Below are 19,312 nucleotides of genomic sequence, written 5' to 3'. Positions count from 1 at the left end.
ATAGGATGGTTTTTGTGGAAAGTGGCAGTAGACGTAGGCGGCACGTTCACAGATCTTTATGCAGTAAGTAGGAAGGGGGAGTCCGCGAGAGTAAAGGTACTCTCAACCCCCCAATCCCCCGAAATAGGGGTCCTCAATGCAATAGACGAATTCCTCGAAAGGGGCGTAAGGCCTCAAGAAGTTGATTTAGTAATTCATGCTACCACTATTGCAACGAACGCATTTCTAGGTCAAAAGCACTTGAAGTTAGCAGAGGTAAGCCTAGTTACGACCAAGGGTATGGAAGACATAATTGAAATCCAAAGGCAAAAGAGACCAAACCTCTACGACTTCACTGGCAAGAAACCGAAACCACTGGTTCCCCCGGAACTGAGGTTCGGCGTCAAGGAAAGGGTGAACTTCAAAGGAGAAGTAATCGAACCTTTAGACGTTAGCGAACTACTTCGAATAGCCCCTAATTTAAGAGGTATCGTTGCAGTTTGCTTCCTTCACAGTTACGCGAACCCCGTAAACGAGATTAAAGCGAAGGAGATCTTAGAGAGGTTAGGTTTCGATGTAGTTGCTTCACACGAGTCTACAATGGAAAGGAGGGAATACGAGAGGTTCTCAACGACTATAGTCAATGCCGCACTAAAGCCGCTAGTGTCTAGCTACCTCTTGAGGCTAGTGGAAGCGCTCAAGAGTAAGGGCATTGAAGCTCCTCTCTTCGTAGTAGCCTCCTCAGGAGGACTGGTGACGATAGAAGAGGCAATGAGTAGACCGGCTCAACTAATTGAGAGCGGACCCGCTGGAGGTGCCGTTGGCGCTGCGTACTATGCGAAGAAGTTGGGCGTAAAGGAGGCCCTAGCCTTCGATATGGGCGGAACTACCGCTAAGGCAGCAGTAGTCATCAATGGGGAGCCCGTCTTAACTCGGGAATACGAGGTCGGTGGGGAGGTTCACGCGGGTAGGCTCGTTAAGGGTTCAGGTTATCCCGTTAGATACCCATTCATCGACCTGGCCGAGGTATCTGCTGGCGGAGGCACGATAGCGTGGTCGGAAAACGGAATATTAAGGGTAGGGCCGATCTCGGCTGGAGCCAACCCCGGGCCCGCGTGTTACGGCCTTGGGGGAGAGGAACCTACAGTAACTGACGCGAACTTGGTTCTCGGGAGATTGCCCGAGAGGTTACCTTCTGGGTTGAAATTAAGGAAGGACTTGGCTTTGAAGGCCTTCGAGAAGCTATCCAAGGAGCTTGGTTCCGATCCAATTGAGGTGGCGGAAGCGGTAATAGAAGCGATTACTGAGGAAATGGGGCGTGCCGTCCGGATAGTTACGATAGAAAGGGGCATCGATCCAAGCGAGTTGATTCTAATAGCTTACGGAGGCATGGGTCCCCTCCACGCGGCCGAACTAGCGGAGCAGTTCGGGATTAAGGAAATACTGGTACCCATGGGTGCCGGCGTTTTCACTGCCTTCGGTATGCTCAATAGCGACGTTAAATACTCTATAACTAGAAGTGTTGTGAAGGAAGTAACGGAAGACCTGGAACCGTATTTCCTTGAGTTGGAAGCCGCTGTTAGAAGGAGAATGGAGCTGAGCGGTATGAGCGTGGACCGCTTCGAGAGAGTGGCGGACGTGAGGTACTCCACTCAAGGATGGACCTTGGAAGTGAAGGCGGACAAGCCATACTCACCGGAGAAGCTCGCGAGGAGGTTCGAGGAGCTGCATGAAAGAAGGTATGGTTTCAAACTCGACGTTCCAATAGTCGTTGAGAATATTGGAGTTACAGCAATACACTACGTCAACAAGGTAGGTTTGAAGGGATTCGACAAGGAGCCTCTAGAAATAGGGAAGACGGAGGCGTGGTTCATGGGAAGAGGGTTCGAGGAAGCGACCGTGTACGAGAGGTTCGGGAAGGGAGAGGTAAGGGGACCGGGGATAATAATGGATTACGACACGACCGTCCTAGTTCCATCCGGCTGGATCGCGAAGGCGTTGGAAGACGGCACGCTAATGCTTCGAAGGGCTTAGCTTTTCAGATGCGTTCCTCAGCTAATTGGGGGTCGCAACTACGTGAAGAGGAAGTGGAAAAGGGAACTCGAGGTTTACTGGTGCCCTTCCTTAAACGTGCCTGTTTTCCGTAGGTCCGATTGCAAGGGAGCCGTTAGGCTCAACTTATTCCTTCCACGAGACCTGAGGCCGGCGTGGGAAGGAGACGTAAAGCACCTAAAAGAAATTTTCGGTAGGGAACTTGGGAGAGGCGCTTGGACTAGGCTCACTGAGGGAAGGATGGCTTTCCTAAACAAAACGTCTTACATTGACCACGCTTACCAGATAGTAGTAGATGGAGACATACTAGCTAGGATACTATACGACCCGCTTATGGAGAGATGGTACCTTAGGCTAGGCTACTTGGGAGCCGTCAGGGCGCTTCAGAACAACTTGATTCGGAGTAAGGTTATAGACAATCCGAAGCCAGGAGAGATAGTAGGTACGGGAGACGAGCAAGTTGCGTTGCTAGATAGGTCAGGTAAGGTAATTGGTATCGCTATTCCAAAAAAGGGTAAACTTAGGGTAGATAAGGTTTGGAAACATCCTAGGAGAGGAGCACTAAGTACGAGGAAACAAACGCTAGAAGACGTTTACAAGGCGAACGAAAAGTTCATTAGAGAGCTCGTTAAAGAGAGCGTTCAAGTGATTCATAGGGGGTTACTAAGGGCAGACGACTTCGAGAAGGTAGTCGTGTCGCTTTCCGGTGGAAAGGATTCGGCTCTAGTAGTCTCCCTTCTAGACGAGGCCCTGCAGAGGGATCCTCCCGTAGGAGTATCGAGTAAGGAAGTGGTACTGCTGTTCAACGATACTGGCTTAGAAATGCCGGAAACGGTCAAGACCGTAGAGGAGGAAAGCGAGTTCTTCGGGTACCAACTAGAGGTCGTCTCAGCCGGAGATGCGTTCTGGAGAGCAGTTCGAATGTTTTCCCCGCCGGCCAGGGACTTCAGATGGTGTTGTAAAGTAACTAAATTTGGGCCCATAGCTAGGTACATGATGAAAACTGGAAGCGCGATCAATTTGGTCGGAAATAGATGGTGGGAGAGCCTAGAGAGGGCTCGGGCCGAGCCCATAATGAAAATGAAATACTTGCCTACAGTGTTATCAGTAAACCCAATCTTGAGGTGGCCTCAATTACTCGAGTTCGTTTACCTTATAAGGAATGGCGTTCCCTTGAACCCGCTTTACTTCGAGGGGTTCGATAGGATAGGTTGCTTCATGTGCCCGGGAGCTACGCAATGGGAATTCAAACTACTGAAGGAATTACATCCCGAGCTCTGGGAGAAATGGGAGAACGTTCTAGAATATTGGAGAAAGAGGTTGGGGTACGGGAAGTGGTGGAGCAAGGGAGGATGGAAGTGGTTAGCGCCCGAACACCCGAAGCAAGTCATGGCGTCGAGAGATAAAGACGAAGTTGATTGGAGAAGGGAATACGAACGCAGGCAAACTAGAGTCGTCTTCGAAGGACTTGAGGAAGGGGATGGAGCGTATAGGGTCAAAATAAAGTACAATAAACGGAGAGCCTTAGGACTAGCCGGAATCCTAGGTCATGAAGTGAAAGGAAATATTGTGAAGGGGCCAAAGGGCATCTACATCTTCAATGAGGGTGAAGTGATAGTTAAGTCGAAAGATAAGGAAGAGGTCTTCGAAGCTATAAGGGTAATTCACGCAACTAACGCATGCGCCGGTTGCAAGATCTGTGAGACGTGGTGCCCTACTGGAGCTATAGAGGTAGTTCCCGAAGGGAACGAAACCAAGCCCGTGCTAGTTGAACCCGATAAATGCGAGAGATGTAGGCTCTGCATGTATCTATGTCCGTCAGCGGACGTAGTAGCGGATAAACTCATTGGATCTCTTTTGTACAACGATCCGAAGGCGTGGAAGAGACCGACTAAACCGCACAAGGAAAAGGTACAAGAATTAGCGGAGAAGGCGTGGAAGTATTTGATTAAGAATAAGTAAAAAACGAACTTGCTTTTTGAGGACCCAATTAGCGTTGGTTAAGTTACTTAGCTAGAGTTTGGATCTGTTGCTTTAGTTGTTGTACTTCTGCTTGTAGTTGCTTGACGTTCTTAGCCATCTCGTAGTAGCTGATCATCTTGTTAAGGGCCTCCATTACGGTGTCAACTATACCGAACCAGTGAGCGAAGTCGGGACCCATCATGAAGGCACCGTTCCTCCATCTCCTGCCCTGGTGGTGCCAGATGTAGTACCACATTACCTCCATGAACTCGTCTAGCTTGTTGCTGGGGTCGTGTATTCCTTCAGCCCACGCCTTCTTCAGTAAGTTGAAGGCGTAGTGAGCTACTATGTCGTAGTCTATGATGTTCTGGTCGGCAGTCATGAAGAAGTTCTTGGTCCACTGAGTGCTGTGACATAGCTCACATACTTGCTCCATAGCAGCCCTCTTCTTAGCTAGCTCGCCGCTGAATTGGATGGTGGCAACTCTCGGGAACGCTAGCTCGCCGGCCTTAGGTCCGGGTATTACCTTGAAGTCACCGCTTACGGCCTTCTCAATGTTCTCGCCAGTTAGCACCTTGACGCCCATCATCACCGCTAGCTGTACGTTGTCAGGGTAGTCGGCCTTCGGGTAGCCGAAGAAGTGCATCTGGTCCCATACTAGCCTGGCTCTTAGGTCGTGAGTACCCTTCACTAGTATGGTCTTTCCGTCTGGGCTGGCTATGGTGCTCATGTGGCAAGTGGCACAAGTTGGTGCGTTAAAGTCGGTGCCTAGCTTCCAAGGTAGGGCTTCCATGTTCCACTTCTCCTTGTTAGCATCGAATATGTTACCGTGCTTGCTCTCTTCGTAGATCTCAATGTGCGGGTGGTCGTAACCTATGTGACACTGACCGCAAGTCCAAGGCTCTCTGGCCTGGGCAACGCTGAAGCTGTGCCTGGGGTGGCAAGCAGTACAAGTGCCTATGCTTCCGTCGGGATCAACTCTTCCAGCGCCGTTGCTAGGCCAGCCCCAGTATACCATCCTAGTGACTGGGAAGCCCTTTATTACGGTGGTCTCCATCTTGTAAGGTACTACGAGGGTGCCGTGGCACTCGTAACAAGCGTGGTAGGTGTAAGCGTTCTTATACATTGGGTGTTCCATAATGTTCTTTATCTTGGTTTGGAACTTCCACTTGCCGACGCCACACATGGCTCCTATCTCTGGTTCGTAGCCTACTCTCTCACCGACCTTGGTGGCTAGACCGCCGCTAGCTGGGTAGAGTGGGCTGATTATCCTCTTGAAGTCATAGTCATAGACGGTGCCGAAAGTCTTGATGTAGTTAAGCCACTTCTCGTCAACTGGCTTGCCGTTTAGGTAGTTGAAGAGCGCCTTAGCGTACTCCTTGTACCAGTCCCAAGTTATTAGGTCCTTGTGAAGCTTGGTGAATACTGGAGGTAGCATTTCCTCGGTTTCTCCATGTTCCTTGGCATAAGCGACTATCTTCTTGTACCATGGACTTAGGTTAGTGTTAAGTGCACCGAATCCGTGCCAAGTCCAGCTTATTTCCTTGGCTTCCTTGGGGTGGCACTGGCTACAGTCCTTTAAGGTTACGATGCTGACTATCTTGAAGCCAAAGTGGTTGACCACGTCAACTCTGTCCTGTTCCTTGAACATACCGTGGCATTCATAGCAACCGACTACGTAGGGATAGTTCTTGAACTTCTCGGCGATTGGTTGAGGGCCGGCTTGTATGGCATCATATATCTCTTGCACTTGCGGTGGCGTGTGAGTGGCGTGGTCGCTGTTGAGCCAGTCCATTACAATGCCGGGAGTTACCTTCATGTGGCACGCTAGACACGCTTGCGTCTGTGGGCTCACTTTCCCAGAGGCCTCTAGTTGCTGTAGCTTCTCCGGAGTAGCTAATCCACTGGCGCTAACGAGTAAGGCAGCGGAGAGCAATACGGCCAGAAGTGCGGAGAAGCGCCTCACTTTATTTCACCTTTTTCTCGTGTAGTAGGGATGAGGTTGTACCCTTAAATTCTATGTGGGCAACATTACCGCCGAAAATTTTCTATTTAAATAGACTATAGCTTAAGAGTGGTCCGGCGTGATTCCTTTAGGTGTTCGTAATGGAGTACGTAGACTTCGAGACCTTCTCGAAAATTGATTTGAGGGTAGGTAAGATAGTGGAAGCAGAGGACGTTCCCAATTCAAGGAAGCTGTTAAAGTTGGTGGTGGACCTCGGACCGCTTGGGAAGAGACAAATTCTAAGTGGTATAAAGAAATGGTATAAACCGGAAGAATTAATCGGTAGGACTGTAGTGGTCGTTGCTAACTTGAAGCCCAAGAAGATGGCTAATCTCGAATCTCAAGGAATGGTTTTGATGGCTGAGGAAGAAGAGGGTAGCAAGCCTGTATTCATTGCACCCGTTGAAGAGGTGAAGCCCGGCTCGAAAGTCTACTGAAGGCCTTTACTAGAACGATTGCGACAAACCAAGGTATTGCTCCTCCTAAACCCGCTGGGGGTCTTAGCACGTCTGGAACGCTCGTTAACGCAACGTATTCTAGTGGTAAAATAGCATTTATCACACCATGCAAAACGGCGTTAGGCACTATCCCTCCTAATTCAGTAATCAAGAGCATTAAGTACGTTAACGGTATTAAAGTTACTGCAAAAGGTAACAGCCCAAGTAACTTACTGTCTGGGAAATTGTAACCGTACGCTATCAAGGGCCAATGCCATAGGGCCCATGTTACTCCTATTATTATTGCCGCTTTAGTTCTCCCAATATCCTTTAACTCCCGATACATAAATCCCCTCCATCCTATTTCTTCGCCTAGGGCCACGATAGCGTTAGCTGACATACCAGCAATTATTCCCAATAACAAAAGCTGTGGTAAACTAACGCTTTTGCCTTTCAATATGAACAATGCTGTTGTGGGTTCAATCCAATAGGCCGAGAAAACCAAATAGGTTAGAGCTAAATGGAATAACGGTAGCGCAATTGAAATAGCCAAGGAGGTAGCTAAGTAGCGAACGTTCTTTCTTAGTAACAGAGGTCTTATCCATTTAACGCCGTGCATAGCTAAGATCGCCGAAATCGCCGGTGTCCACATATATGCTGTTGCAAGAAGCTTAAACGATGTTGGATCGCTTAAGTAAAGCAAAGCAATATATTCAACGATACTGAAAGCGAACAAATAGAAGAGGTATCGGTATAGTTGATTCAAGAGAACGTTCACCTATCGGTCAGTTCCGAAATCATTGCATTTAAACGTTACTCTTTGGAAAACGATACCGAACCTTAGGAAAAACTTATATAGAACCGGTGAATACCCCTTTCACGGTGGGTGAACGCGATGGCAACCGGAGTACCCGTACTGATACTCAAGGAGGGTGCAAGCAGAACTTACGGTAGGGAAGCTCTAAGGAGCAACATACTAGCTGCCAGGATCATTGCCGAAGTGTTGAAGACTAGCTTGGGACCGAGAGGAATGGACAAAATGATAGTTGACAGCTTCGGTGACATCACCGTCACCAACGACGGTGTTACCATACTCAAGGAAATGGATGTCCAACACCCTGCCGCCAAGTTAATAGTTGAAACGGCCAAGGCGCAAGACACCGAAGTGGGAGACGGTACTACCAGCGTGGTCGTACTCGCTGGAACCCTACTTGAAAAGGCCGAACCCTTACTAGATCAGAACATACACCCCAGCATAATAATCGAAGGTTACAAGAAGGCTATGGAGAAAGCGTTAGAGGAACTCGACTCCATTGCAGTCAAGATAGACCCGAAGGACAAAGATTACATCAAGAAGCTAGTGGCAACCAGCCTAAGCAGCAAGTTCCTAGGTCAAGAGGCCGAGGAGATTAAGAACAAGCTATTGGAGATGATAATTGAAGCTGCTTACACCGTCGCCGAAGAACAGCCTGACGGAACCTTAAAGATGAGCTTGGATGACATAAAGATCGAAAAGAAGAAGGGCGGAAGCTTGCTAGACAGCCAACTGGTAAAGGGCATCGTACTAGACAAGGAAGTAGTACACCCCGGTATGCCCAAGAGAGTGGAAAATGCGAAGATATTGTTGCTAGACACGCCACTAGAGGTAGAGAAGCCTGACATCACCGCCAAGATAAACATCACCGACCCCAGGCAAATAGAGGCCTTCCTCGAGGAACAAACTAAGATACTCAAGGAGATGGTGGACAAGATCGCTGAAGTAGGAGCCAACGTCGTATTCGTGCAGAAGGGCATCGACGACGTGGCCGCTCACTTCCTAGCTAAGAAGGGCATCCTAGCGGTAAGGAGAGTAAAGAGGAGCGATATGGAGAAGCTAGCCAAGGCCACCGGAGCCAGGATAGTAACTAGCTTGAAGGACCTAAGCGCCGACGCGCTCGGCGAAGCCGAGCTAGTAGAGGAGAGGAGAGTCGGTAAGGAAAAGATGGTCTTCGTAGAGGGATGCAAGAACCCGAAGGCCGTGACCATACTACTAAGAGGCGCTAGCGACATGGCCCTAGACGAGGCCGAGAGGAACATAACCGATGCTCTCCACGTCATAAGGAACATATTCCTAAAGCCCAAGATCGTGGGAGGAGGCGGTGCCGTAGAAGTAGAGCTAGCGGAAAGACTAAGGAAGTATGCCACCACCGTCGGCGGTAAGGAGCAGCTAGCCATCGAAGCCTACGCGGAAGCGCTCGAGGAGATACCAGTAGTTCTCGCAGATACTGCCGGTATGGATACTCTAGAGACCCTAATGGAGCTCAGGAGGCTCCACAGAGAGGGCAAGACTTGGGCTGGCGTCAACGTGCTCGAGGGTAAGGTAGAGGAAGACATGACCAAGATAGGAGTAATGGAGCCCGTCAGGGTGAGGGAGCAAGTACTCAAGAGCGCGACCGAGGCTGCTAACGCACTACTAAAGATCGACGACGTAATCGCCGCAGCTCCGCCTAAGGAGGGCAAGAAGGGCAAGAAGGAAGGCGAAGAGGGCGAAGAAGAGGAAGGGGGAAGCAAGTTCAATCCCCCTGAATTCTAAAGCTTTTTAAATTTCGAAGTAATCGTCACTCTCCATCCTCCTTTGAGTCTTCCTATAATAGAATGTCGGAACTTTCCTCAAGAGTTTCCTCCTCAATTCCAAGTCGGCTGTAGCAACTGGAACTGAATATCTCAAGGCTATATCAACCAATTCCTCATCGGCCCATTTCCTTCCTTCAGTTGGAAGGACGTAACAAGAGCTCTGAACGACCTTAAGGGCCAATCTAGCTGCTAACCCCTTCCTTCCACCCATCTTCGATAACTTCTCTAGTTCCCTTAGAACGGTAGTAGTAACGACGCACTTCAATCCACGCGAAGTCAAGTCTTCCAGAACGTTCGCTCTTTCCTCAATTAGCATAAGTACAGACGTATCAACTAGGACGTAGGACCTCGGACTCGATTCGATGTCCCTTACACTGATTTCCTTCAAAGCTTGTTCCCGATACCCAAAAATACGGAGAAGTAAATCGTTTACACCGGTAAAGACAAATGAGTAGGTATTTATCGATTTCAATATCGATCCTAGTATCCATCTTATTGATCGCAGACGCAGTTGTATCGAATCTAGTAGTCACCAAGGCGCCTATTCCAAGCGCAGTTCCTCTAGGTAGTCCGGCAGCGTACTTAAATGTTTACTTACACGTACCAATAGCGTGGGCTTCCTACATCTTGTTTACGGCAGGCTTCGTTCTTTCAATTATCTACTTAATTACGAATAACGAAAAATTCGATCGATACGCTTCGGCGTTCATATATACGGCCTTGGTATACGCGTTCCTCACATTAATTACGGGAAGCATGTGGGCCTTGGAATCGTGGGGAAGTTCGTGGAACTGGGATCCTAGGGAAACTTCAGTATTACTAATGTTCATAGCGTATTTAGTGTACGTCGCAATAAGGTATAGCATCAAGGAACCGGAAAAGAGGGCCGTGATATCGGCTGTCTATGCAATAGCAGCCTTCGCTTCCTTGCCAATAAGCTTCATAGCGCCCTACGTAATTCAAGGTAGCTTGCATCCGACTATGAGCAATACTAAATCGTTCGTAACCCAGCCGGGCGTAACGCCTTACTTCGTTTCAAAGGTATTGTTAGTGGTAATAACTTCAATCCTAATAGCCATCGGAGTTGCGATAGGATTCGAAAAGAAGATAGTGGTAGCTGGGGCCTCCATAGCACTTGTCATCTTCTTGTTTTCAGCGATAACGTCATTACCTCTGGGGCACGTGGGAAGGGTCGTTAAGGTAGAATTGACGAACGGATCCCAAAACGTAATAGCAATTAATTCGAAAGGAGAACTTCTACAGCTCAAGGGTTCGCTTAGGGTAACGGTGAGCTACGGCGAGGAAGAAACTAACGTAACTTTGAAGAGCCTCAAGGAAATTCCGACACCGCAACTAGTTCCCGCGCCCGGCTTCGCGAGGGGAAACGATCAGCTCCTAATAAAGTATAATAACGAAACGTATTGGCCTACGCTTTTAGGGCACTTAGTAAAGGTCGAAGGCGAAAAACTAAAGGTCGTCAAACCGTTCTGTGTAGCGTGGACCCTAATGACTTACGGAACGCTAGTCCCCCTCTATGTTATAGTTACTTCTTTAAGAAGGGAAGGGAAGTAAATTCTTTATCAAGAACGATAGCACGTAATAACGTTGAAGGTGATGGATCTTGCCAGGAAAGTGCCCTTTCGCCAAAGTCAAAGGAGTTTTTAAGAAGAGGGTCGTATGTTCCGTTATAAATGAGGAAGTAAATCACCTAGAGTATGGGTGTCTGACCCCAAATTATAGCTCATGCCCAATTTACCTTCTAAAAACTAAGCCAACTAGGAGCGAAGTGGTCGTACCGGAAGAGGAAGAACTAGTTGAATCGCACCACGCAGACAACTCTGAGAAAGAGATAGAGAGAATGGTAAACGAGCACGTTAAGAAATCGACTGAGAAGTTCAAGAATCCCTTGAAAGGCGAAGTACCGAGAAGTTGTTACGATTGCGTTTTCTTCTCTCCTACCACGAAGCGATGCGTTTTTCTGAAAGCAATTGTTGAAAACCCGGAGAACCCTCCTTGCAAGGAGAAGTTAAGGAAGGGTTCCTCTTGAAATATAAGGACGTAACGTGGATGGTTAAGGGAGTTGAACATCCTGAAGGGTTTGCAGTTGCCTTCCCGAGATACGTTGGTAACAGGAAAGTTAGTGACACGACCTCCTTAAGTTCCATCTTAAACCTAGTTAGGCGTTGCGACTGTGCACCCAGACCAGTTCCGCTAGTTCCTCTCTCGAAGGCAATAATAATGAATCCGTTGGACTTAATAGAAGCGGACAAAGTGGCTAAGGACTTCGCTTCGATCTTACCCAAGGGGGCTGGATTAACGGGCTCTAGAGTTGTTGGTATAGAAGGAGACTTGGATCTCGTTTACTATAACAACTTCGAACGCGTAATTAAGGCTCTAAGGGAGATGAGGGAAAGCGGGGAAACCGAGCCCCCGAAATGGGGCAAGTGGGATTCGCTCGGAAGCGGTGCAGTCGAGTATAGGAGTAGGGAAGCCCTCTTGGAGGGCGAATGGCGCGGTTATCACTACTCAATAAGGCTGGTCGGTCCTAATAGGGCTCCGACGAGGCCCTCGGTGATAGGCGCTAGAAGCGTGCGAGGAGTTATAGTCGAAGCGCAAGGCAACGTAATGCCGTACGTGTATCAATTGGATAATGGAATAGTAATAGAGAGCTTGAGGATGCAACACTCCGAATTGAAAGTTGGTATGGAAATAGAGGTGAGAGGTTCTTGGGAACTATCGACCTTGGGAGAGAGGCTCCACCTCGGGTTAGGCTCGTACCTAAATGTGATCTCATATTAATAGCAGAGGCCTTGGAGGGGGCTTACCCTAAGGCAGGCAACGTATACCCTACTAATCCTTCCAACTTTCAGTACTTCGACTTGTTAATGGAAGCCTATAGGTTGAAGGAAGTATGCGAGATGAAGCTTCCTCTAGGCGAAAGGTTCCTCGCTTTTATACCTAACCAAAGGAAGAGCGCGTTAACGGGCTTCGCTATACTTACCATTCCATTATTCAACTGCCTAGACGAGGGACTCGAAATGGGTAAGTGCGGTCTCAGAGAGGTTAAAGAGAGCACGCCAGAGGACGCTTACCTGTTCTTAAAGTCCTTGAAATTAAGCAAGTTAACCCACTTAAAGAAGATAGAAGCTCGAGAATATCCCGACGTTAGTCGTCCGGAAATAGCGTTGGAAAAGGGCTGGAACCTATACGATGTTCTTGAGAGAATGGGAGATACTATTTCAAGGGAAATACTTAGTGGATACCCCATCAGTATCAAAGGCGCGCGTTACCTAATACGGAGAGGATTTGAGGAAATACCTAAGTTACAAGGCTTAATTCTATCGGAGGTGTTGGACGACCTAGTTGCAAGGAAATGGGGGTTAAAGGTCGCTTACAACTTAACTTTACTAGCTAGGAAGGGTCTTCACGAAGAGTACATAAGGGAGTTAAATTTGAACCCGGGAACGACTGCTGACCTCATAGGTACTTCGATTCTAATTGCCGTCTCGGAATTGATGAAAGAGGGTATTGTAAAGTGATAACCGAGGAAGGTCTGCGGAAAGCCCTAGCTGGCCCTCCAATAGTGTTCGAAAAGAACGTAAAGGGTAAGGGAAAGGTAGGCGAATTGGTAGACATCGAGTTCGGGGACATGAAGCTATGCGGGATGTGGGACGAGACAGGTCCAGTGAGGCTGAGGTTGCTCCTATTTCACGAGTGTCCATCAACTCCCAAGGACGCGTTCGAAGAGCTTATAGAAAATAGCTATCGAGTGAGGGAGCTCAATGGAGCGGCCAATTGGGAAGCCTATAGGCTAGTTAACGGCGATGGAGATATGCTGTCCGGGCTAATTGTTGACGTATATAAGGACGTAGCCGTTTTACAGTCCTCGTCTAGGGCCATCGACGTTCACATTAGTGAAATAGCGGAAATAGTTAAGAGGGTGACTGGCGTCTCCAGCGTCTACGAAAAGAGCGTTCAGAGGGTCAGGAGGAAGGTTGGCCTAGAACCTAGGGAGGGTTTCATTATAGGCAACGTCAAGGAAGTCGTTGTGGACGAAGAAGGCGTAAAGATGTACGTGAACGTAACCTTACAGAAAACTGGGCTATATTTGGATCAAAGGGAGAATAGGGTTCTGTTTGGTCATCTTTCTTACGGAAGGGTATTGGATCTCTTCTCATATACTGGAGGTTTCGGTCTCCATGCACTTCACAACGGGGCATCTAAGGTTAAGTTCGTTGACGAGGATCCAGAGGCGCTCAGCGTGCTTAGGATAAACTTGAAATTAAATGGGGTAAACGAAGATAAGGCTGAGATAGTCCAATCCGATGTATGGAGTTACTTGAGGATCGAGAGGGGCTCTTTCGATTCGATGAGCGTAGATCCGCCGGCCTTCATTCCCTCGAAGGAATACTTCGAAATCGGTGTAAAGGATTACTTAAAAGCGTATTCTGAGAGCTTAAAGCGACTCGAGATCGGAGGCATCGCTGCGCTTTCGTCTTGTTCTCAACCTCTTACTCGAGATAAGTTCTTAGGTGTGATAGGGAAAGCGACTCGCTACGCTAAATCCCACGTAAGGATATTCAAGATAGGAGGGGCTTCTAGGGACCACGTTACCTTACCCCAGGTCCCTTACCTCGAATACTTGAAAACAGCGTTCCTCGTAAAGATAGGTAGTACATACTCATCCTAATTACATAGAAAAGCCAGAAGGGCGCTCCTTGGAGCCATACCAATGAGAACAATGATAGGGAGTCCAAAACAGAGTCGTAGACGCTCAAGGGATACCTAAATCCTAAGGAAAGCCACTTAGCTATTAGGTAAACGTAACCTAGAATGCCGGTCGCGCCTAAGAACCCGTAAACGTCGTAAGCTTTGCCGAGTAAGATTGAAACCAGTACTATGGAGCTCTCAACGGAACCCATCCATAAGGCCTTTACTGATCCGTAAAATAACGCTCGCTGTACCACTGTTATCCATATAAGAGCATCTATGCCGGCAACCAGCGCTACGGAGTACTTAGGCGTAGGTAGACTCATATTGCTTTCAACAATTCTTATTACAAATACTATGAGGACTGCTACTATTCTATCGCCCCTCTCCATGATGCCTACTCCTTCGCCCTTAATACCATCCATTTCGGCTGCCGCTCTTAGGGTAGAAGTTATTAGAGCTCCCGTTGCCCATAGGAAAGCCAAAAACCAAGGCGCTCCTATTGAAGGAAGGGCGGCTGCAATTATTACGTCGTTAATTCTATCGATAGAGGAATCTAAGAAGGATCCCGCCCTTGACGTCCTTCCAGTGGCTCTAGCAAGAGCACCATCGAGTACGTCCATTAAGGACGAAAGGAGTAGGAAGGCAATTGCTAGAAAGTAATCCCTTTGCCATGAGTAATATAGGAACGCTAAAGAGAATGGGAGGCTCATCACCGTCAATAGGTCGGGCGGGAGAAACTTCGGTAGTATTTTAACAATTGCATTAACTAAAACCGACGTCTTTGAACGGAGAACCGTGAGTATCTCAATTCACCTCGCGAAGTAATAACGCACCTTCTTTTACCAATTCCGGGTCCTAAGTAATGGAGGAACTGGTAAAGGTTTGCGTTAAACCTAATTCAGCGAAAAGCGAGGTCGTTGGTTGGGAAGGCGATTGCTTAGTTGTAAGGGTCGACGCCCCTCCTGAAAGAGGAAAAGCTAATAAGGAACTGATCAAATTATTGAAGAAATACTTCAAGGCGAAGGACATTGAAATAGTGAAAGGTGCCACTAGCAAGGTCAAACTAATCCGGGTAGTTAAGTAGGAGAGAAGTTAAAATAATTCCGACCTCATGGATACTAAATGGAGGGTAGCACGAACGTGACGGTAGAACTTAGGGGCAAGGAATACGAGTCCATTAGCGAAATTAGAGGACAGCTTCTAGTAGTTGAAGGAGTTAGCGACGCGGGATACGGTGAACTAGTAGACATAGAGTTGCCTAGTGGCGAGAAGAGGAGGGGTATAGTACTCGAGACTGGAAGAGGTTTGGCGGTAGTACAAGTATTCGAGGGAACGACCGGAATAACGCCCGCTGGGAGCAAGGTACGCTTCACTGGTAGGATATTGGAGATAGGGCTTTCCGAAGACATGTTAGGTAGAATAATGAACGCTTTGGGCGAACCCATAGACGGAGGGGCCCCAATAAGAGCTGTTGAGAAGAGGAACGTCTGGGGCGAACCAATAAACCCATATGCAAGGGAATACCCCGACGAGTTCATTCAAACCGGTATAAGCGCTATAGACGGTATGAACTCCCTAGTTAGAGGTCAGAAGCTCCCGATCTTCTCTGGTTCAGGTCTCCCTCACAACAAGTTAGCCGCGCAAATAGCTAGGCAAGCTACCGTGAGAGGCAAGGAAGAGGCCTTCGCTGTCGTATTCGCGGCAGTCGGTATCCAGTACGACGAGTTACTCTTCTTCAAGAAGGCCTTCGAAGAGACCGGCGCAATAAACAGGACGGCAATGTTCGTGAGCTTAGCGAACGAGCCAGCAATGATGAAGATAGTGACGCCCAGAGCCGCCCTAACTCTCGCCGAGTACCTAGCTTTCAAGAAAGACATGCACGTCCTAGTAATAATAACTGATATGACCAATTATTGTGAAGCGCTAAGAGAAATCTCAGCCAGTAGAGAAGAGGTTCCTGGAAGGCAAGGATACCCCGGTTACATGTACACCGATCTAGCAACGATCTATGAAAGGGCCGGTAGGGTCAAGGGATCCAATGGATCGATAACTCAGATGCCTATATTGACGATGCCTAACGACGACATCACTCACCCGATTCCGGACCTAACCGGTTACATTACCGAGGGCCAGATAGTACTATCGAGAGACCTTCACAACAAGGGCATCTATCCCCCGATCAACGTTCTAATGAGCCTATCCAGGTTGATGAGGGACGGTATAGGTAAGGGTAAGACTAGAGAAGATCACCCCGACGTCTCTAACCAGCTATACGCTGCCTATGCAAGGGCCGTTGACCTTAGAGGTCTAGCGGCAATAGTAGGTGAGGAGAGCCTAAGCGAAGTGGACAGGAAGTATCTGAGGTTCGGTGAAGCGTTCGAGAGAAAGTTCTTGAGGCAAGACTACTACGAGAACAGGAGCATCGAGGAAACCCTAGACTTAGCTTGGGAGATCCTATCAATACTTCCTGAGGAGGAACTCACGAAGATAAGACCAGAATACATCAAGAAGTACCATCCCAAATACAGGAGCAGTAAAGCGCTTGAAAAGGTGAAGAAGTAATGAGTTTTCCTGGAGCTAAAAGGGTACTTCCTACAAAGATAAACCTAATACGGTTGAAGCAAAGGCAAAAGGTCGTTAAGAAGATCCAGAAACTCTTAGAAGATAAGAGAGATATACTTCTAATATACCTTAGGAGAGCCATAGCAGATTACCAGAGGTACTACGATGAGTACTCGAAACATTTAGAGAAGGCCCAAGAATACATGGCCCTAGCCTTCGTCCAATCCGGAGCGTTGGAATGTAAACAAGAGGTCGCGTACATACCGGAAACGTTGAAGGCAAAGATAGCTACCCGATCGGCCTTCGGAGTTAAGATACCGGTAGTAGAATTCGAAAGCGCCACTGCTGCTTCGAGCTTGTCCTTAGTGTTCAGTTCTCCTTATATGGATGCTGCTAAGGAAGAAATGGAAAAGGCGATGAAGTCCCTAGCTAAAGCCTTGAACGCTGAGATGAGCATGTACAGAATAATGAATGAGCTAAGAAGGACGCAGAGGCTAATCAACGCAATAAAGTACTCCGTATTGCCCGATATACAAAAGAACATCAAGTTCGTGAAACAAGTCCTAGACGATAGGCAAAGAGAGGAATTCATGAGATTAAAATTGATACGTAACAAACTACAAAGTAGGAGGGTTGCGTAATGGAAGCGGGTTTGCCTACTAAGGATGAATTAGTTAAGGACCTCAAAGTGAAGATAGAGTCCTACTATACCGAGGTAGTTAATAAGCTGGAAAAGAAGGCAGAGGAAATAAAAACTGAGATGAAGAGAAAGGTTGATCAAGAGCTTTCTAAGGTCAAAATGGAACAATAGCTACATTAGAAGTCCTTTTTATCTGAAGCTCTACCTCTCTAATGGAGGTGTAAGGCGTGAAGGGTGGATTAATCACTAAGAAAGTACTCAAGAGGATGCTATTATCGTTCCTATTCATAACCATAGTTGGCGCTAGCATCGCTTACGCTGCAGAAACTAGCGCTGCAGGTATGGCAACCGGCCTAAAGGCCGTAGGCGCTGGTCTCGCCTTGCTCGGCGGTACTGTGGGTGCAGGCTACGCCCTAGGTGTAACCGGTGCCGCTGGTATCGCCGTAATAAGCGAGAAACCTGAAGAGTTCGGTAGAGTTCTACTGTTCATAGGTATCGCAGAGACTCCTGCGATCTACGGTATAGCTATGGCAATAGTGATCCTCTTCGCCATATAATCTCGTTACGTGTGTTCAAAAGCAAGGAAATTCCTTTTTATCGATACACCGACTACCCTAACTCCGGTGATAGAGCGAGATGCCTAACTTCTCGGTTCTAGTTAACGAGGACACTTGCATAGGATGTTCCGTCTGCGCCCAGATATGTCCAACTGACGTTTTTAGGATAGTGATGAAGAAAAAAGGAGAATACGAAAGGCTGGTCAGCGTAGTTGAAAGGGAAGAGGCTTGTATAGGATGTATGGCGTGCGTATACAACTGCCCTACTGATAGCATTAAGGTATTCAAGAAGGGGGAGGAGAAGAAGCTCGAGAAAAGCGAAGTGGCTGCCTGAAAAATTTACTTCTTTCTTTGGTCTAGGAACACTTGGAGCTTGTATCCCTTCCAGACGCTCTCTCCGGGCCTGATCCACTCTATCTCCACGTCGTCTGGAGACAAGCCGACCTCTCTAGCTATGATTTCCCTAGCCAATTTGTCGTAATCGGACGGTGGCGGTATAGGCTTCCTAGTCTCTATCTTTATCTTGAGTTTGTCCATCTTGTCGTCGTAAACTACTATGTTATATGCACCGGTAGTGTCCGGTATCTGGCTAACGGCGTTCTCTACCACTATGGGGAACAGCAGCTTACCCTTGACAGTGAACATCCATTCGACTCTTCCGGGTATTAGCTCAGCGAACCTGCAGTGAGTAATGCCTAGCTCCGGTGTAGGTTCACATATGAACTCATTTTTAACGTAGTCACCTAGGCTGTACCTTATAAGAGGCATCGTGTAGTGAGTCAGTAAGGTAGCGATTAGTTCTCCTCTCTCTCCTTCTCCGGCCGGCTCGCCGACATCGTTCTCCTCGTAACTTCCAGGAACTACTATATCGAAGATCTGAGTGTCTTCCCAGAACACTAAGGTACCGGGAGCGTCCGGTGGCTCTATTGCCATATGACCATCGGTGGTGCCCCACACGCTTATTACTTTCTCAACATTCGGGTGTACTTCCATTAACTTCTTCTTAGTATTCTCGGCTGCCGCTCCACCGTGGAGGAGAAGTACTTTGAACGGGGTTACCCATCCCTCAAGTTTCGCTTGCTCTCCTATCCATCTGTGCAACCACGGGGTAGTGGCGAAGACGTCTACCTTCCAAAGCTTCATTATTAACATGTGCCTGTCCTTCCATGTGAAGAAGGTCTCTCCTCCTCCCGCAATGGCAGTTGCACCGCACCTCCACATTGCTGTCTCGACTAAGGGTGGACCCCAACTATAGAAGCCGCTCATGTTCAAGTAATTGGCGTAAACGACGCCGGGCCTGAGGCCAGCGAAGGTCCATAGATACCTAGCTTGTTGCTCCTCGAAGTAGTCTAGCTCAACTCTACCCCAGCCTTGGAAAGTAGGCATTCCGGTACTCCCGGAAGTAGCTCCGACGAAGTGAATGTACCTAGCTAGCTCGGGTACCATGATAGTTCCGTAAGGCGGGTTGGATTGGAGGTCTGCTCTCAAGTCTTTCTTAGTTAGGACCGGAATCTTCACGACGTCCTTCGCAGTCTTTATCATATCGGGATGGAAGCCCTTGCTCTTCCAGAACTTGTGATAGAACTCGCTGTGCTCCCAAGCCCACTTTACTATTGCCTTTAACCTCTGAGTCTTTATTTTCTCTATTTCTTCTCTAGGCATCCTCATTACTTTGGGGTTCCAAAGCACCTCGTCCCTGTTGGGCGGGTAATCGGTTCTGATGAAGCCTTGTTCCCTAAACTCCCTTCCCTTCGCTAAGTAAGAGCCTAAGGGCGTGGCACGCTCGAACATT

At 48.1% G+C, this 19,312-nt stretch carries 20 protein-coding genes; 15 read left to right on the top strand and 5 right to left on the bottom strand.

Annotation, left to right across the window (positions count from 1 at the left end; genetic code table 11):
* Nucleotides 1–21 precede the first annotated feature (21 nt).
* Both EYM_RS04470 and EYM_RS04465 read left to right on the top strand, forming a co-directional pair.
* Complete coding sequence (locus EYM_RS04470) at nucleotides 22–2,013, top strand: hydantoinase/oxoprolinase family protein (protein ID WP_236943451.1); 1,992 nt, start codon at nucleotides 22–24, stop codon at nucleotides 2,011–2,013.
* 42 nt (nucleotides 2,014–2,055) lie between these two features.
* Complete coding sequence (locus EYM_RS04465; protein WP_075049863.1) at nucleotides 2,056–3,993, top strand: phosphoadenosine phosphosulfate reductase domain-containing protein; 1,938 nt, start codon at nucleotides 2,056–2,058, stop codon at nucleotides 3,991–3,993.
* 43 nt (nucleotides 3,994–4,036) lie between these two features.
* Here the strand turns inward: EYM_RS04465 and EYM_RS04460 are convergent, their stop codons facing one another.
* On the bottom strand, nucleotides 4,037–5,959 hold the full coding sequence (locus EYM_RS04460) for a multiheme c-type cytochrome (protein ID WP_075049862.1): 1,923 nt from the start codon (nucleotides 5,957–5,959) through the stop codon (nucleotides 4,037–4,039).
* 140 nt (nucleotides 5,960–6,099) lie between these two features.
* Between EYM_RS04460 and metG the strand changes: the two genes are divergently transcribed.
* Nucleotides 6,100–6,435, top strand: a complete 336-nt coding sequence (gene metG / locus EYM_RS04455) for a methionine--tRNA ligase subunit beta (RefSeq protein ID WP_075049861.1) — start codon at nucleotides 6,100–6,102, stop codon at nucleotides 6,433–6,435.
* On the opposite strand, the gene EYM_RS04450 is transcribed toward metG, so the two are convergent.
* Nucleotides 6,389–7,201 carry a CPBP family intramembrane glutamic endopeptidase gene (locus tag EYM_RS04450; RefSeq protein ID WP_075049860.1) on the bottom strand — a complete coding sequence of 271 codons (813 nt, stop codon included), beginning with the start codon at nucleotides 7,199–7,201 and terminating at the stop codon, nucleotides 6,389–6,391. The two genes, metG and EYM_RS04450, sit on opposite strands and share 47 nt — an antisense overlap.
* Nucleotides 7,202–7,330: 129 nt before the next feature.
* Here EYM_RS04450 and thsA point away from each other — a divergent pair, with 129 nt between their 5' ends.
* A complete protein-coding gene (gene thsA / locus EYM_RS04445; RefSeq protein WP_075049859.1) occupies nucleotides 7,331–9,007 on the top strand; it encodes a thermosome subunit alpha in 1,677 nt (558 codons plus the stop codon).
* A 6-nt stretch (nucleotides 9,008–9,013) separates the two neighbouring features.
* On the opposite strand, the gene EYM_RS04440 is transcribed toward thsA, so the two are convergent.
* The gene (locus EYM_RS04440) at nucleotides 9,014–9,436 is read right to left on the bottom strand and encodes a PIN domain-containing protein (RefSeq protein ID WP_075049858.1); all 423 of its coding nucleotides are present in this window, start codon (nucleotides 9,434–9,436) and stop codon (nucleotides 9,014–9,016) included.
* Between the two features lie 59 nt (nucleotides 9,437–9,495).
* Here EYM_RS04440 and EYM_RS04435 point away from each other — a divergent pair, with 59 nt between their 5' ends.
* The 5 genes from EYM_RS04435 to EYM_RS04415 are packed head-to-tail and all read left to right on the top strand — an operon-like array spanning nucleotide 9,496 to nucleotide 13,738.
* Nucleotides 9,496–10,620: a cytochrome c biogenesis protein gene (locus EYM_RS04435; RefSeq protein WP_075049857.1), complete on the top strand. Its 1,125-nt coding sequence runs from the start codon at nucleotides 9,496–9,498 to the stop codon at nucleotides 10,618–10,620.
* Nucleotides 10,621–10,669: 49 nt separating this feature from the next.
* Nucleotides 10,670–11,095, top strand: a complete 426-nt coding sequence (locus EYM_RS04430; protein ID WP_075049856.1) for a hypothetical protein — start codon at nucleotides 10,670–10,672, stop codon at nucleotides 11,093–11,095.
* Complete coding sequence (locus EYM_RS04425) at nucleotides 11,062–11,847, top strand: hypothetical protein (RefSeq protein ID WP_075049855.1); 786 nt, start codon at nucleotides 11,062–11,064, stop codon at nucleotides 11,845–11,847. Before EYM_RS04430 ends, EYM_RS04425 begins: the two co-directional genes overlap by 34 nt.
* The gene (locus EYM_RS04420; protein WP_075049854.1) at nucleotides 11,775–12,587 is read left to right on the top strand and encodes a triphosphoribosyl-dephospho-CoA synthase; all 813 of its coding nucleotides are present in this window, start codon (nucleotides 11,775–11,777) and stop codon (nucleotides 12,585–12,587) included. Before EYM_RS04425 ends, EYM_RS04420 begins: the two co-directional genes overlap by 73 nt.
* Nucleotides 12,584–13,738 carry a class I SAM-dependent rRNA methyltransferase gene (locus EYM_RS04415; protein ID WP_075049853.1) on the top strand — a complete coding sequence of 385 codons (1,155 nt, stop codon included), beginning with the start codon at nucleotides 12,584–12,586 and terminating at the stop codon, nucleotides 13,736–13,738. The genes EYM_RS04420 and EYM_RS04415 overlap by 4 nt, the downstream gene beginning before the upstream one ends.
* Here the strand turns inward: EYM_RS04415 and EYM_RS04410 are convergent.
* On the bottom strand, nucleotides 13,659–14,480 hold the full coding sequence (locus EYM_RS04410) for a CDP-alcohol phosphatidyltransferase family protein (RefSeq protein ID WP_257720655.1): 822 nt from the start codon (nucleotides 14,478–14,480) through the stop codon (nucleotides 13,659–13,661). The genes EYM_RS04415 and EYM_RS04410 overlap by 80 nt on opposite strands.
* 143 nt (nucleotides 14,481–14,623) lie before the next feature.
* Between EYM_RS04410 and EYM_RS04405 the strand changes: the two genes are divergently transcribed.
* The 6 genes from EYM_RS04405 (at nucleotide 14,624) to EYM_RS04385 (ending at nucleotide 17,854) form a co-directional block, all read left to right on the top strand.
* Entirely contained in the window at nucleotides 14,624–14,845 is a 222-nt protein-coding gene (locus EYM_RS04405) for a DUF167 domain-containing protein (RefSeq protein ID WP_075049851.1), read from the top strand.
* Nucleotides 14,846–14,901: 56 nt separating this feature from the next.
* Nucleotides 14,902–16,323, top strand: coding sequence for a V-type ATP synthase subunit B (locus EYM_RS04400; RefSeq protein WP_236943403.1), 1,422 nt, complete (start codon nucleotides 14,902–14,904; stop codon nucleotides 16,321–16,323).
* Complete coding sequence (locus tag EYM_RS04395) at nucleotides 16,323–16,964, top strand: V-type ATP synthase subunit D (protein WP_075049849.1); 642 nt, start codon at nucleotides 16,323–16,325, stop codon at nucleotides 16,962–16,964. Before EYM_RS04400 ends, EYM_RS04395 begins: the two co-directional genes overlap by 1 nt.
* Complete coding sequence (locus tag EYM_RS07820; protein ID WP_157058763.1) at nucleotides 16,964–17,134, top strand: hypothetical protein; 171 nt, start codon at nucleotides 16,964–16,966, stop codon at nucleotides 17,132–17,134. The genes EYM_RS04395 and EYM_RS07820 overlap by 1 nt, the downstream gene beginning before the upstream one ends.
* 56 nt (nucleotides 17,135–17,190) lie before the next feature.
* Nucleotides 17,191–17,520, top strand: coding sequence for an ATP synthase subunit c family protein (locus EYM_RS04390; RefSeq protein WP_083495047.1), 330 nt, complete (start codon nucleotides 17,191–17,193; stop codon nucleotides 17,518–17,520).
* A 79-nt stretch (nucleotides 17,521–17,599) separates the two neighbouring features.
* On the top strand, nucleotides 17,600–17,854 hold the full coding sequence (locus EYM_RS04385) for a 4Fe-4S dicluster domain-containing protein (protein ID WP_075049848.1): 255 nt from the start codon (nucleotides 17,600–17,602) through the stop codon (nucleotides 17,852–17,854).
* Nucleotides 17,855–17,859: 5 nt separating this feature from the next.
* Here EYM_RS04385 and EYM_RS04380 read toward each other — a convergent pair whose 3' ends face one another.
* Nucleotides 17,860–19,311: an acyl-CoA synthetase family protein gene (locus EYM_RS04380; protein WP_075049847.1), complete on the bottom strand. Its 1,452-nt coding sequence runs from the start codon at nucleotides 19,309–19,311 to the stop codon at nucleotides 17,860–17,862.
* Nucleotide 19,312 lies beyond the last annotated feature (1 nt).

Origin of the sequence: Ignicoccus islandicus DSM 13165 (assembly GCF_001481685.1) — an archaeon.
Classification (GTDB): domain Archaea; phylum Thermoproteota; class Thermoprotei_A; order Sulfolobales; family Ignicoccaceae; genus Ignicoccus; species Ignicoccus islandicus.
Note: the sequence above shows the minus strand (reverse complement) of the source record. Positions and strands in the feature narration are given on the sequence as shown.